The 13230-nt window shown below is 49.3% G+C and carries 12 protein-coding genes, 4 tRNA genes and 1 pseudogene; 16 read left to right on the top strand and 1 reads right to left on the bottom strand.

The genetic code is table 11. From position 1 onward, the window contains the following. Window positions 1-862: 862 nt before the first annotated feature. On the bottom strand, window positions 863-1291 hold the full coding sequence (locus NYE33_RS33980) for an Lrp/AsnC family transcriptional regulator (protein WP_179093399.1): 429 nt from the start codon (window positions 1289-1291) through the stop codon (window positions 863-865). A gap of 133 nt (window positions 1292-1424) precedes the next feature. Here NYE33_RS33980 and NYE33_RS33975 point away from each other — a divergent pair, with 133 nt between their 5' ends. From NYE33_RS33975 to NYE33_RS33900, 16 genes and pseudogenes are all read left to right on the top strand, one after another. Beyond that, window positions 1425-2177 (top strand): MBL fold metallo-hydrolase, encoded by a 753-nt coding sequence (locus tag NYE33_RS33975; protein WP_076242348.1) that lies wholly within the window; start codon window positions 1425-1427, stop codon window positions 2175-2177. A gap of 104 nt (window positions 2178-2281) precedes the next feature. Beyond that, a tRNA-Asn gene (locus tag NYE33_RS33970) sits at window positions 2282-2357 on the top strand. A 6-nt stretch (window positions 2358-2363) separates the two neighbouring features. After that, window positions 2364-2452, top strand: a tRNA-Ser gene (locus NYE33_RS33965). A 333-nt stretch (window positions 2453-2785) separates the two neighbouring features. Beyond that, window positions 2786-3790 (top strand): Gfo/Idh/MocA family protein, encoded by a 1005-nt coding sequence (locus NYE33_RS33960; RefSeq protein WP_341069732.1) that lies wholly within the window; start codon window positions 2786-2788, stop codon window positions 3788-3790. Between the two features lie 42 nt (window positions 3791-3832). Further along, window positions 3833-4750, top strand: coding sequence for a helix-turn-helix domain-containing protein (locus tag NYE33_RS33955; protein WP_341069729.1), 918 nt, complete (start codon window positions 3833-3835; stop codon window positions 4748-4750). Between the two features lie 18 nt (window positions 4751-4768). Then, window positions 4769-5851, top strand: a complete 1083-nt coding sequence (locus tag NYE33_RS33950) for a Gfo/Idh/MocA family protein (protein ID WP_042134256.1) — start codon at window positions 4769-4771, stop codon at window positions 5849-5851. 473 nt (window positions 5852-6324) lie between these two features. Further along, window positions 6325-7230 (top strand): branched-chain amino acid ABC transporter permease, encoded by a 906-nt coding sequence (locus NYE33_RS33945; RefSeq protein ID WP_039296535.1) that lies wholly within the window; start codon window positions 6325-6327, stop codon window positions 7228-7230. A 12-nt stretch (window positions 7231-7242) separates the two neighbouring features. Next, window positions 7243-8211 carry a branched-chain amino acid ABC transporter permease gene (locus NYE33_RS33940; protein WP_171717810.1) on the top strand — a complete coding sequence of 323 codons (969 nt, stop codon included), beginning with the start codon at window positions 7243-7245 and terminating at the stop codon, window positions 8209-8211. Continuing rightward, window positions 8180-8962 (top strand): ABC transporter ATP-binding protein, encoded by a 783-nt coding sequence (locus NYE33_RS33935; RefSeq protein WP_341069727.1) that lies wholly within the window; start codon window positions 8180-8182, stop codon window positions 8960-8962. Before NYE33_RS33940 ends, NYE33_RS33935 begins: the two co-directional genes overlap by 32 nt. Window positions 8963-8966: 4 nt before the next feature. Continuing rightward, on the top strand, window positions 8967-9668 hold the full coding sequence (locus NYE33_RS33930; protein WP_336101724.1) for an ABC transporter ATP-binding protein: 702 nt from the start codon (window positions 8967-8969) through the stop codon (window positions 9666-9668). Between the two features lie 75 nt (window positions 9669-9743). Next, window positions 9744-10940 (top strand): ABC transporter substrate-binding protein, encoded by a 1197-nt coding sequence (locus NYE33_RS33925; RefSeq protein WP_042134262.1) that lies wholly within the window; start codon window positions 9744-9746, stop codon window positions 10938-10940. Window positions 10941-11164: 224 nt separating this feature from the next. After that, window positions 11165-12300, top strand: a pseudogene (gene ald, locus NYE33_RS33920) (alanine dehydrogenase). 172 nt (window positions 12301-12472) lie between these two features. Next, window positions 12473-12547, top strand: a tRNA-Glu gene (locus tag NYE33_RS33915). A 4-nt stretch (window positions 12548-12551) separates the two neighbouring features. After that, window positions 12552-12634, top strand: a tRNA-Leu gene (locus NYE33_RS33910). A 109-nt stretch (window positions 12635-12743) separates the two neighbouring features. Next, window positions 12744-12908 carry a hypothetical protein gene (locus NYE33_RS33905; RefSeq protein WP_341069725.1) on the top strand — a complete coding sequence of 55 codons (165 nt, stop codon included), beginning with the start codon at window positions 12744-12746 and terminating at the stop codon, window positions 12906-12908. 11 nt (window positions 12909-12919) lie between these two features. After that, window positions 12920-13177, top strand: coding sequence for an ABC transporter permease subunit (locus NYE33_RS33900; protein ID WP_052421700.1), 258 nt, complete (start codon window positions 12920-12922; stop codon window positions 13175-13177). The last annotated feature ends 53 nt before the right edge of the window (window positions 13178-13230 follow it).

Genomic DNA, 13230 nt, shown 5'->3' with positions numbered 1-13230 from the left:
GAAAGGAGACGACGAAGTATCCTAAGTATCGCTCAAAGTTGCCAGATTGGAGGGACGGAGGCGCAGACGTGTCTTTGATATCGCTCAAAGTTGGCAGTTTGGAGGAACGGAGACGCAGAATTGTGTTTGAATAAGCTGAAGTCAACAGAATGGAGAAAAGGAGAGACGCAGAAGTGTGTTTAATATCGCCCGAAGCCGGCAGATTGGTGGGACAGAGAGGTGCGAGACGGCTGAAATCTTGCAGGAAATACAACAATGTATGGTTCAAAACTACCTACTTACCAGAAATCCTGCAGAAAATACAACAATTTGAGGCTCAAAACTGCCAACCCGTCAGAATTCTTGCAAAAAGTACAACAATGTGGGTTCACAACCGCCAAACCGCCAAAAATCTTGCAAAAAGTACAACAATTCCGGATCTGAAGGTAACAATTCTCCAGTACTCCCGCTCATATAGGAAGAGTAGCTATAATTTTACCCAAAGTCGGCTGAGCGGGGCATACAGAGTGGAGAGTGTTTTAAATTTTCATCTGCAGTTGCAAATAATATTTTCGTCGAAATTTTTGCTGAAGTTTTCCTAGGGCGGTCTCACTGCTGATTCCATAGCTACTCCCACTGCTGGTTCCATAGCTACTTCCGCTGCCGGTCTTATGGATGATTCCATACGTAGTTCTATCGTGAGCACGTTCGCGGGTGCAACTCCTAGAGAACCAATTAATTCGCAGCCCGGATAACTTGTTTCTAACTATGACTTTAACCTCGCCCCCTATCCGCAAGGAAGGCAAGCCTTACAAAAGGTTCGCTCTGTTTGCCTTCTGCTGCCCTCTGCCTGCCCTATACCTGCCCTCAGCCTGCAACAGAACTACTTGATCTGGCCCATATCCAGGTTGACCCGGTAATTGCCGTACCTCAGCAGCTCATCGAGAAAAGCAGTCAGCGCTTCCTGATTCACGGTACGTACGCGCATCCAATAGCAGCCCTCCCCGCTGATGCGGTACAGCTCCGCGACACTCGTATGGTTCTTCGCAAAGTTCTGGAAGGGCAGATGAGCGGCGTTGGTGCTGAGAAAAACCGTAATAAAAGCATGCATATTCTGCCCGATCCGGAGCGGGTTCCAGCGGATAGTGTAGCCTTCAATAATCTCCAGCTCCCGCATTCTGCGGATACGCGCGCCAACGGCTTGGCCGGTCAGGTGAACTTCAGCTCCGATATCTTTGTGGCTTAATGTAGAGTCTTCTATGAGAAGCTGTAAGATGCGGTAATCCGTATCGTCAATGAGGTAGGGCATCATAAGTGTAATTTCCTTTCCGGGTGAAAGTAGAACAGGCTAATCTCTTTCGCGGCACAATGTATTCTTATCTGCGGCCGATTTATAATTAATTGTAGCAGAACCCAAGCACAAGTATAAGAAAGAGGTGTTTATTATGAAAATCCAACTGATCCGCCACGCCTCATTATGGCTGGAATACGGCGGCGTAACCTTTCTGGTTGACCCGATGCTGAGTGCACAGGGAGTCAATCCGCCAATTATAAATACCACGAATGAGCAGCGGAATCCGCTGGTTTCTTTACCGGGGCTTGTAGAGCAGTGGCTGGAGCCGGATGCTGTACTCGTGACGCACCTCCACCAGGATCACTGGGATGCAGCGGCGGCGGAGCTTTTGTCGCATGAGCTTCCGGTACTATGCCAGGAGGGAGATGGAGAGAAAATTACAGCGCAGGGCTTCGCCCATGTTACAGAGATTAAAGACAGTGCGGCAGCTTCTGTGCGTGGAGTAACCCTGACGCGTACTGATGGCCGACATGGAACGGGAGAGATCGGGGAGAGAATGGGCAAAGTCTCCGGTTTCGTATTCCAGGCGGAAGGAGAACCCGATCTGTATCTGGCGGGAGACACAATCTGGTGCGGCGAAGTCCGGCAGGTACTTGATGATTATCACCCGGAAGTTATCGTCGTGAATGCCGGAGGAGCAAGCTTCGTAAGCGGAGGACATATCACTATGAACGAACAGGATATTGTGGATGTATGCCATGCAGCCCCGGAAGCATCCGTGATTGCCGTTCATATGGATGCCATTAACCACTGCCACGTTACCCGTAAACTGCTGAAGCTCCGCCTTGAACAAGAGGAACTGCTTAACCGTGTCGCTGTACCTTTGGACGGAGAATGGGTGTAGTCCCAAGGAAATTTGTATAGTTTGTAAACGTTCTTACAATCTCTTTCGCTAAGCTTGACTAACCTAAAGAATCATGATAAATTAATCCTTGTTCATGTTAATGTTCCCTGATAGCTCAGTTGGTAGAGCACTCGACTGTTAATCGAGTTGTCACAGGTTCGAGTCCTGTTCGGGGAGCCATTACTTGGAGAGATACCCAAGTGGCTATAAGGGGACCCTCTGCTAAGGGGTTAGACTGCGTAAGCGGTGCGAGGGTTCGAATCCCTCTCTCTCCGTATGATATACTTCCCTGTTTGGGATGAGAACCCTCAGTGGTTCGTTGGAGCATAAGCTTCGTTAGGGATTCTTCGCAATCTCTCGCGCAGTGAGAGTATCCCTCTCTCTCCGTTCCTGCAACTATTCATACGTATTAATACAAAAGGAGCTCATTTTGAGCTTCTTTTTTTGCGTTCATCCAGTCAGAGCGATGTGAAGCCTTGAAGTATGCGGGTTCCTTTTTGATGTCGTAATTACATATAGTTATTGTCGCATTTATCTACTAAAAAACCTGCATGTTATATGATACCTTATAGGTAATGTCAGAATAATATATATGGAGGTGCAAGAGAATGAACATTAGGATTGGCAAAATCAGCTTTTGGCATGTGCATGCCTGGGATTATACGAAGCAGGCGCAGGAACATAGTGATACTGAAATCGCTGCGGTGTGGGACGAGGATGCGGAGCGCGGCAAGAAGGCTGCGGACAGCTTGAATGTTCCGTTTTTTGATTCCTTGGAAGACCTGCTTGCCCGGAAGGATATAGATGCCGTTATTGTCGACGCGCCAACCTGTCAGCACCGGGATATCATCATTGCGGCTGCCCAAGCCGGCAAGCACATCTTCACCGAAAAGGTTGTGGCTGCAACGTTGAGTGAGGTCAATGAAATCCTGTCAGAAGTCTCGGGTCATGGGGTGAAGCTAACGGTTTCCCTCCCGCGTCTAAATGATGGTTATACTTTATCGGTTCAAGAAATTCTAAACCAGGGACTGCTTGGAGAAATAACGTATGTCAGAGTCCGCTTATCTCATAATGGTGCAACTGCAAACTGGCTTCCCGAACATTTCTTTAGCTTGGAGCAATGCCAGGGCGGTGCCTTAATTGACCTTGGCTGTCATCCCATGTACCTGACCAGGCTCTTTCTGGGTCAAGAAGTGACCGGTGTAAGTGCGAACTTTGGATATGTAACAGGCAAGGAAGTGGAAGACAACGCGGTGGCGACGCTCTATACCGATTCAGGGGCTATTGGTGTGGTGGAAGCCGGATTCGTGAATAGCTACTCACCGTTTACGATCGAAGTGCATGGAACGGAAGGAACCCTTTTATACGGAACGCCTGAAGAGAAGCTGCTCGTTAGAAGTACTAAAGCGCCAGACAAAGGGGATTCCTGGATAGATGTGCCTCTGCAGGGCCACCGGGAGAGTGCATTTCAACAATGGGTCACCCACATTCAGAACAACACGATTGCTGCCGAGAATATTCAAGTCGCAACTGAGCTTACAAGGTTAATGGAGGCGGCGAATCTCTCCGCGAAGGCAGGCCGTGTTATCCGGTTAGACGAATTGAACGCCTGATCCCTCATCCATGAAGAGCTTAGCTTAAGCAGGAGGATTATAATGAGCCATTTTCCCTTCGGGATTATGTTTGAGAAGCAGGATATGCTTGAAAGACTGGATATTTCAATCCTGTGGGGACATTATGAAATTTCAGTTCTCCGGTTTCATTTGACCTCTTTTCCGCCGGGAAAGGTCATTGATTTCCATAACCATGCTGAATTTGAATTTCATTTCATACCACGGGGCAAGGGAACGGTCATTCTTGGCGAGCAGGCGTATGCTTTAACGGAAGGAATGCTCTACTTAACCGGACCGGGAGTGATGCATCGTCAGGAAGCGAACCCGGAAGAGGCGATGGATGAGTTGTGTCTGCATGTCAATATTGCGGAAAAGCTCAGAGAAGATGCGGATTCATGGGAGGTTGCGGAAGCCGAGGAATGCGTTGAGAAGCTGAGGAAGCTTCCCCCTGTACCTGCGCAGGATTATCACAAGGCTATGAGATGCTTTCTTGAAGCGTATGAGGCCTGCGACGGCAAGCTTACGGGATATTATACTTCTATTAAACATCTTGTGATCAGTATTTTATTGAAGGTAACCAGAGCTTACGATGCAGGCGGGATGGGAACCTCGGCACCGGTCCGGGATATGTTGGCCTACCGCTATCAATATGCCATTCAATACATGGAAGCGAATTCTTCAGCAACCGTGACCCTGGAGAATGTGGCTGAGAAGCTGAATATCAGCTCCAGGCAGCTGCAGCGAATATTTAAGCAGATTGATCCGGATAAAACCTTCAGCCGGGTTCTTGAAGATATAAGGTTAGAGGCCGTATGCAGCAAGCTTGAAGCTAGCACCCTGCCGATAGAACACATTGCTGAGTCCGAAGGGTTTACAAATGCGACCTATCTGCATTCGGTTTTCCGCAAGCGGCTCGGGATGACTCCGGCGGCCTACCGCAAGTCCAAAAAATTAAATTAAAAGTGAGGATGAGAGGGTATGAGCAAAGTGTATCGTGTTGGAGTTATCGGATGTGGAGGCATTGCGAACGGGAAGCATCTTCCGAGCTTGAGCAGACAGGATAAGGTCCAGGTGGTTGCCTTTTGCGACATTATTAAGGAACGGGCGGAGTCGGCTGCAGAACAATATGGAAACGCGGATGCTGTTGTCTATACGGATTATCTGGAATTATTGAAGGATGCTTCTATTGATATTGTCCATGTGCTTACTCCAAATGATGCGCATGCGGATATCTCTATTGCGGCATTAGAAGCGGGAAAGCATGTGATGTGTGAGAAGCCAATGGCCAAAACAGCGGCAGATGCCAAGCGTATGGCCGAGGCGGCGAAACGTACAGGCAAGAAGCTGACGATCGGTTATGACAACCGGTTCAGACAAGACAGCTTATATTTGAAAAAGGTTTGCGAAGCAGGGGAGCTTGGCCATATCTATTATGCGAAAGCGCATGCGATCAGACGTAGAGCGGTTCCGACCTGGGGTGTTTTTCTGGATGAGGAGAAGCAGGGCGGAGGCCCGCTTATTGATATCGGAACCCACGCGCTTGATCTGACGCTCTGGATGATGGACAATTATAAGCCGAAGGTTGTACTGGGTACCAAATACCATGAGCTTTCCAGAAAAGAAGAGGCTGCAAATGCCTGGGGACCCTGGGATCCGAAGAAATTCACCGTGGAAGACTCCGCCTTCGGGATGATTGTGATGGAGAATGGCGCAACGATTACGCTGGAAGCGAGCTGGGCGCTTAATTCGCTGGACGTGGATGAAGCCAAGTGCAGCTTAAGCGGAACGGAAGCGGGTGCGGATATGAAGAATGGTCTCAGAATTAACGGGGAGAAGCACAGTAAGCTGTACACGAATGAAATTGAGCTCGATGCCGGAGGAGTAGCTTTCTATGAAGGGAAAACAGAGAAGGCTACAGATGTGGAATTGAGAAAGTGGATTGAAGCCATTGAAGAGGATAAAGATCCGGTCGTGACTCCTGAACAGGCTTATGTAGTCTCCCGGATTCTGGAGGCTATCTATGAATCTGCACAGACGGGTAAGGCAGTTTATTTGGACTAAACGTTAGACGGTCTGCAGAATATATCAGGCAAATAAGCTGGACCTCGCGGTGTAAGAGGTGCCAGCTTATTTGCTTTCTAGACAAATAACGACAAAAAGTCTGCCGGTTCAACCCGTTACCCCTTTAATAAATTGAAGGAGTGATGCTGTAAAGAGACAAATGTTATATTAATTGCGTGAAAATAAAGTATTGTATAAGAAAAGGAAACAAATCCTAAAACTATCCTGCTTTAAAATCCTCTGTTTTACTCCCGTTTTCTACGAATTTTTCGAAAACTAACAAAAACCTACCGAATACTACACATACCATGTTATGTAACATAACATTAAATCTTGAATTTTATATTAATTCACATAAAAATTAGTGACGACACCCAACCCTTGTGTTAATATAAATGACATCATAAAGAAATAAAAGAGAGGCAAGGCAGAGAAAGGGGAATTTTGATTATTATGGGGAAAAGGGGATGGCGATGGAGTACTTCATTCAGCAACTAATTAACGGGATTTCCGTAGGCAGTATCTATGCTCTGATCGCCCTTGGTTACACTATGGTTTACGGTATCATCAAACTGATCAATTTTGCGCACGGCGATGTATTTATGGTAGGTTCGTTCATCGGACTCTACAGTGCCAAATATCTGGCGAATGCCGGATTGCCGCCCATCGTTGTCCTGCTCTTGTCGCTGATCATTTCGATGACCATCAGCGCATTGCTCGGTATCACAATAGAGCGTCTGGCTTACAAGCCGCTTCGCAAGTCAACCCGGATTGCCGCGTTGATCACTGCGATTGGTGTATCCTTCCTGCTTGAATATACCGGAGTATTGATTCTTGGGCCTCAGGCTCAAGGCTTCCCGGATATTATGGAGAAGAAGCAATATCATCTGTTCGGTTCTTCCATCCAAGTGGAATCCAATCAGATAATGATTCTGCTAACAACGATTATTCTAATGCTTGTCCTGCAGTATATCGTCCGTTATACCAAAACCGGTAAAGCAATGCGTGCGGTATCATTCGATGTGGAGGCGGCGCGATTGATGGGGATCAACGTAGACCGCACCATTTCAGCTACATTCGCAATCGGCTCAGCGCTCGCTGCTGCTGCCGGAGTCATTTTTGGAATGACGTATAACTCAGTCGATCCTTTGATGGGCGTTATGCCTGGACTCAAAGCATTCGTAGCTGCAGTGCTCGGGGGAATCGGAAGTATTCCTGGTGCCCTTGTAGGCGGGTTGCTGCTGGGAACGGTAGAGACAGAGATTTCTTCACTCGGGTTCTCCTCATGGCGTGACGGCGTGGCATTCGCGGTACTGATTCTGATCCTTATCTTTAAACCATCCGGACTGTTTGGCAAGAATGTCCGGGAGAAAGTGTAGGAGGGAACTACCGTGAAAAATATAAATAAAAAGTTCTGGATGGGCATTATCGTTGCCCTTGCGTTCTATGGAGTCGTTAAAGTTCTTCTAACAACGGGAGTGCTAAGTGATGTAAACCAATCTATGCTGCTTCTAATTGGTGTTAACATCATGCTTGCCGTATCGCTCAACCTGATTACCGGGATTACCGGGCAGTTCTCCATTGGTCATGCCGGATTTATGTCCGTAGGTGCATACACTTCGGCGATCCTTACCCTTGACTACAACGTGCCATTCGTTCCAGCCATTATTGCAGGCGGACTCCTGGCAGCGGTATTCGGCGTATTGATCGGAATGCCTACCCTCCGGCTTAATGGTGACTATCTTGCCATCGCCACACTGGGATTCGGTGAAATCATCCGGATTATCATGCTGAATACAGAATTCGTCGGCGGGGCTTCAGGGCTCAGCGGTATTCCTGCCAAAACAACATGGACGATGTTATTCTTCTTCACCCTGATTTCTGTGGTTCTGATTAATAACTTCATTAGGTCTACACACGGCCGGGCATGTATTGCTATCCGTGAGAATGAAATTGCAGCAGAGGCTATGGGTATTAATACGACACGCTACAAAATTATCGCTTTCACCATCGGTGCCTTGTTTGCCGGGATTGCTGGCGGGCTGTCAGCTCATACGTTCTACGTTATCACGCCGGGCAGTTTCAACTTCCTGAAGTCGTTTGAAATTATCGTTATGGTTGTTCTCGGGGGACTTGGCAGCACGGCTGGTTCCATCGTCGGAGCGGTGTTCGTTACCCTGCTCTACACATACCTTCGGGAATTCCCGGAATGGCGCATGATTATTTACTCCATCGTGCTCATCCTGATGATGATCTTCCGCCCAAGCGGTCTGCTGGGCACAACCAAATTCTCATTCGGCAAGTTCGGCAAAAAGGAGGCTAAGGCAAATGACGCAATCGAAGGCAGCAGTGCTCCTTGACGTTAAGGAGGCCAGCCGATCCTTTGGCGGACTTAAGGCAGTCAGTGATGTTTCCCTTCATATTAATAAAGGTGAACTGATTGGGCTGATCGGACCCAACGGCGCCGGCAAAACAACATTATTCAATCTGCTGACCGGGGTGTACCCCCCTTCATCAGGCAGCATTCTTCTAAATAACGAATCCATTGGCGGTATGAAGCCTTATAAAATTAACCATAAGGGTGCCGCCCGTACGTTCCAGAACATCCGCTTATTTACGGCTATGACTGTGCTGGAGAATGTCAAAATTGCTTTTCATCAGCATGCGAAACACTCATTGTTCTCTTCTATGCTCCGTTTGCCGAAGCATTTCAAGGGAGAGGACGAAATCACTCAGAAGGCGATGGATATCCTCAAAATATTCAATCTTGCCGATCAGAGTCAAGAGGTAGCCAGCAATCTGAGCTATGGTAACCAGCGCCGCCTTGAGATTGCCCGGGCGCTCGCGGCCGGACCCAAGCTGCTGCTGCTCGATGAGCCGGCGGCCGGAATGAACCCGAATGAGACGCGTGATCTGATGAATCTCATTGCCTGGATCCGCGAGGAATTCGACCTTACCATTCTGCTGATCGAGCATGATATGTCGCTGGTTATGGGTGTCTGCAACCGGATTTACGTCCTGGACCGCGGAATCCTTATCGCTGACGGAACTCCGGTGGAAATCCGGAATAATCCGAAGGTTATCGAAGCGTATTTGGGACAGGAGGCGTAGAACTATGCTTACAGTACAAGGAATCAATGTTTATTACGGAGCTATTCATGCCTTGAAGGATCTCAGCATCAACGTGAAGCAGGGAGAGATCGTTACACTGATCGGTGCCAATGGCGCCGGCAAGTCAACGCTGCTCAAGACGCTTTCGGGGCTGCTTAAACCCAAGACAGGAAGTATTGAATTCCTGGATAAATCGATTGTCAGTCAAAGTGTTCAAGCGATTGTTAAGGAAGGGCTAATTCATTGTCCTGAAGGACGCCGTGTCTTCGCGAATATGTCCGTTGAGGAGAACCTGGAGCTGGGTGCTTATCTGCAGGATTCCAGCAGCCTGGCAGCTGACTTCCAGAGAGTCTACAATACCTTCCCCCGTTTGCTGGAACGTAAGAAGCAACAGGCCGGAACGCTGTCCGGCGGGGAACAGCAGATGCTTGCCATGGGGCGGGCGATTATGGGACACCCCAAGCTGCTGCTGCTGGATGAACCGTCCATGGGGCTGGCGCCGCTGCTGGTCCAGGATATTTTCAAAATCATTAAAGAAGTCAATGACGCCGGAACCACTGTGCTGCTGGTTGAGCAGAATGCACATCAGGCGCTCAAAATCGCCGACCGTGCCTATGTTCTGGAGACAGGCAGGGTAGTACTTGAAGGAGACGCCAAGGAATTGGCCGATTCCGATGAAATCAAAATGGCTTATCTTGGTCACTAAACAGATACGCCTAACTACAGCAGCATCACAGAAACAACATATAAAAATTAATTAATCGGGAGGCTGGGAGAAACAATGAAGAAAATTGGGGCCATTATTTTGTCGACAGTACTGACTGCGGTATTAGCATCGGGCTGTGGCAACAACACAGAGAACAGCGGTAACTCTGCAAGCGGCGGAAATGCTGCCGCAGGCACAATCAAAATCGGGGCTGACCTTGAGCTCACAGGCGGTCAAGCTTCTTTCGGCGACTCCGCATCGAAGGGCGCGAAGCTGGCTGTTGATGAGATCAACGCAGCAGGCGGGATTCTTGGTAAGCAGTTGGAACTGGTAATTGCCGATAACGCTTCGAAGTCTGAAGAAGCAACGCAAGCAGCACAGAAGCTGATTACCAATGATAAGGTTGTTACAATCATTGGTGCTTCCACTTCTACCAATACGCTGGGTATCGTTCCGGTTGCTACCGAGAAGAAGATTCCACTCGTTGCAGTAGGTGCCACCAATCCTAAAGTTACTGTAGATGAGCGCAGTGGCAATGTGAATGAATATGTGTTCCGCGCAGCCTTTATCGATCCATTCCAAGGTGAAGTGATGGCTAACTTTGCAATCGACTCCCTGAAAGCCAAAAAAGCAGTAATCTATACAGATACTTCGAGTGACTACTCCAAAGGTCTGCAGAAGTTCTTCGAAGAGACCTTCAAAGCTAAAGGCGGCGAAGTGCTGAGCCAGGAGTCCTACCAACAGAAAGACTCTGACTTCAAAGCCGTTCTGACACGTATCAAAGCAGCTAACCCCGATGTAATTTACCTGCCGGGCTACTATGAAGAGGTTGGTAAAATCGTGAAACAGGCCCGTGAAATGGGTATTACCGTTCCATTCCTGGGCGGCGACGGATGGGATTCTCCGCAGCTGGCTGAAATCGCTGGTGCAGAAGCCTTGGAGAACACTTACATGTCCAATCACTACTCGCCTGAAGATACAGCTACTGAAGTAACGAGCTTCGTTGAAGCTTACAAAGCAGCTAACGGCGGTGCAGTTCCGGATGGTATGGCTGCCCTTGGTTACGATGCACTGAAGCTGGTGGCTGATGCCATCACCCGTGCCGGTGAAGCTGATCCGGCCAAAATTACAGAAGCTTTGGCAGCAACCAAAGATCTGCAGCTCGCTACAGGCAAAATTACCCTGAACGAAACACATGACCCGGTTAAAGCGGCTGTCGTTCTGAAATTCGTTGACGGTAAACAGACCTTCGAAACAAAGGTTAATCCTTAAGAAGGAAATCCGCATATACTAAGGTGAATGGAATTGGGGTTCTAAACCGCAGGAGGCCGTGCGGCCTCCTGCATCACCTTAGCTGAGAAGAGAAAGGCTCAATTCTGAGCCTTTCTTTTCTCATATCACTATGCTCACCAAACTTTGCCTGTGCTTCCGAAGCGAGTTTTGCCGATGTTATATCAAGGAAGGTTATGCTTACAAAACTTTGAGGGGGAATCAGCATGATTGTTGGCGTACCCGCGGAATCAAGAATAATGAGAACCGCGTCGCCATAACCCCGGCCGGGGTAGAAGCACTCCGGAAGGCGGGGCATGAGGTGTTCGTCCAGGCCTCTGCCGGCACAGGCAGCGGCTTCGAAGATCAAGAATACCTGGATAAAGGTGCTGAAGTTCTGGACACCGCTGCGGAAGTCTGGGGCAAGGCGGAGATGATCATTAAAGTGAAGGAGCCTCTGCCGGAGGAATATGCTTATTTCCGCAAAGGCCTGATTCTCTTCACATATCTGCATCTGGCGCCGGAGGCGGTTCTGACCAAGGCGCTTGTGGAGGGCGGGGTGACGGCGGTAGGGTATGAAACCATCCAGCTTGAAGATGGCTCCCTGCCGCTGCTTATCCCGATGAGCGAGGTTGCCGGACGGATGGCTGTGCAGATCGGTGCCGGGCTGCTGGAGAAGCCGCAGGGAGGCAAAGGCGTCCTGCTGGGCGGTGTGCCGGGAGTTCAGCCTGGAGAGGTAGTGATTGTCGGCGGCGGTATTGTCGGCACCAATGCGGCGAAGATTGCCCTGGGGATGGGGGCACGCGTGACAGTCCTGGATCTGAATGCGAACCGGCTGCGGGCTTTGGATGATATTTTTGGCGGTAGGCTCATTACGGTGATGTCGGATTCTTATCATCTTGAGCAGGCTGTCCGCAAAGCCGATCTGCTGATCGGGGCTGTACTGATTCCCGGTGCCCGTGCGCCGAAGCTGGTCAAAGAGTATATGGTGCAGCAAATGGCAGAGGGTTCTGTGATCGTGGACGTGGCGATTGATCAGGGCGGCTCGATTGAGACCATCGACCGGATTACAACCCATGAGAACCCGACCTATGTGAAGCATGGCGTGGTGCACTATGCGGTGGCCAATATGCCGGGGGCGGTCGCCCGGACCTCTACACTGGCACTGACCAATGTGACGATCCCTTATGCGCTGCAGATTGCCAATCATGGCATTCATGTGGCTGCGGTCAATAATGCGGCGCTTGCCCGCGGCTTGAATGTGGTAGCTGGACACGTAACGAATCCCGCAGTAGCGCAGAGTCTGGGCTATGAATGTGCCGATGGAATCCGTGTCCTAGCTGCCGCTGGCGGACGTATTTAAGAATGGGAGAATATAGTTTCTGTCCTCGCGGGAAGGCGGGGCTGGGATGGGGAGAAGCGGAGGCTGCACGCCCAACTCTCCCTCATATTTTCTTGAGAAAATAAAGCTTGTCAAATTCATTAAGGTTTGATATACTCATTTTTGTTGTGACAAACACACAAAATTATCATCTGGCTCGTTGGTCAAGGGGTTAAGACACCTCCCTTTCACGGAGGTAACATGGGTTCGAATCCCATACGAGTCACCAATATGCGGTAGTGGTGGAATGGCAGACACGCTATCTTGAGGGGGTAGTGGGTGTATACCCGTGGAGGTTCGAGTCCTCTCTACCGCATAATTGTAATGGACAGGAAACCCTTGATGATTCAAGGGTTTTTTTGTTATATAAATAGAGCGTTTAGAATAGCGACTTGTCTCCGGATGAGTTGCTTTTTGTTGTTGTTGTGGGTACATCCATTGACGGCGCCTTATGTTCCGTTATACCTGCATATATATTAGACATCGACAGGAGCGGGGGGGCTGCAATGGATTTTGTAATTTCGGTCATGCTTGTGGATGATGAGCCGCTTGCACTGGAGAAAGTATACGATATGATGCCCTGGGTCTGATTGCTTATGTTATGGAAATGAAGTGGTTCCACCTCAACAACACCCATGCGCCGCTGATTCTGGCCGGACTGAACAACGCCTTCGGCGTATTCTTCATGACCCAGTTCATCCGCTCCTCAGTCCCGACCGAGGTCATCGAAAGCGCGCGGATCGACGGCTGCTCGGAATCGGCCATTCTCACAAGAATCGTAGTTCCGTTCCTGGTGCCGGGCATCAGCACCCTGGGGCTGATCTCCTTACGGATTATTCGGCAAGTATCCTGGGTCTGACCCTGGGCACGCTTCCGCTGATCTCCTCTTCCTCTTCGGCTTCAAAACATTGG

It is taken from the genome of Paenibacillus sp. FSL R10-2199, assembly GCF_038000235.1.
GTDB classification, from domain to species: domain Bacteria; phylum Bacillota; class Bacilli; order Paenibacillales; family Paenibacillaceae; genus Paenibacillus_AQ; species Paenibacillus_AQ phytohabitans.
The sequence above is the reverse complement of the archived record's forward strand: the minus strand, read 5'-3'. Positions and strand labels throughout refer to the sequence as shown.